Genomic DNA, 846 nt, shown 5'->3' with positions numbered 1-846 from the left:
TCCGGCCGTGCCCGGGAAGCCCAGCGCATCCGATCAGTTGTCGAAAACCAGCTGGCCCCGTTCACTGCGACGATGCCCAAGCCGGTCCTTGCAGGAGCAGAGCAACAGCCGGCCGAAGCGGCTGCGGTGCGACCGAGGGCAGTTGATATTGCCCGCCGCGGCATGGCCCCGATCCGTCCCGGTTCGGTGGTCCCCACGACACCTACACCAGCAACACCGGCGAAGACCTATCAGCCCGGCCGCGATACCGGGCCGGGACTCGACCGATAAGAATCACACCACTAGTGCAAGGGGAACACCATGAGTGAATCAGACGGCATCGACGACTTTTTCAACAACGGAATGCGGCAATCCCTGATGATCGCATCACGCATCGCCGAGACGCTGGCACGCCGCCGGCAGGAAGCCCAACGACAGCAGGAACACCAGGACGCGCAGGCGGCGCACGAAGCCCAGGCGCGCCTTGCTGCTGAACGGAGTTCAGCCCTCGCTGTCCTGGCACCCGTACAGAAGGATGAGTGGTGGGACAAGGCACAGCCTGCCGACATCGCCACGGCACATGCCGTCGCTGAAGGCTGGAAAGACCACGACCCTGCCGCACTTGTAGCCTCCGCGAAGATCCGAGAAGAAGTCCTCGCCCGGTACGGTATCGACACACACGACGTCGGCACGGACGCCGCCTACCTTGAATCGGGAATCGCGACTATCGCAACCGAGAAGGCCCGGCTGGACGAGCTGGCACGCAAGCAGGAAGAAACACGAAAAGCTGCTGCCGAACACGAGAAAGCCATGCAGCTGATCGCGGCCGCGCAGGCAGAAGAACTTCGAGCTCAGTTAACGAAGCTG

Annotated in this window: 2 pseudogenes; both read left to right on the top strand. The window is 63.1% G+C overall.

Annotation, left to right across the window (positions count from 1 at the left end):
* Window positions 1–270 (top strand): annotated as a pseudogene (locus P2Q66_RS05475) (relaxase); the annotation flags it as partial.
* Window positions 271–300: 30 nt separating this feature from the next.
* A pseudogene (locus P2Q66_RS05470) lies at window positions 301–846 on the top strand (hypothetical protein); the annotation flags it as partial.

Source organism: Arthrobacter sp. Cr_A7 (assembly GCF_029222765.1).
Taxonomy (GTDB): Bacteria; Actinomycetota; Actinomycetes; order Actinomycetales; family Micrococcaceae; genus Arthrobacter.
The sequence above is the reverse complement of the archived record's forward strand: the minus strand, read 5'-3'. Positions and strand labels throughout refer to the sequence as shown.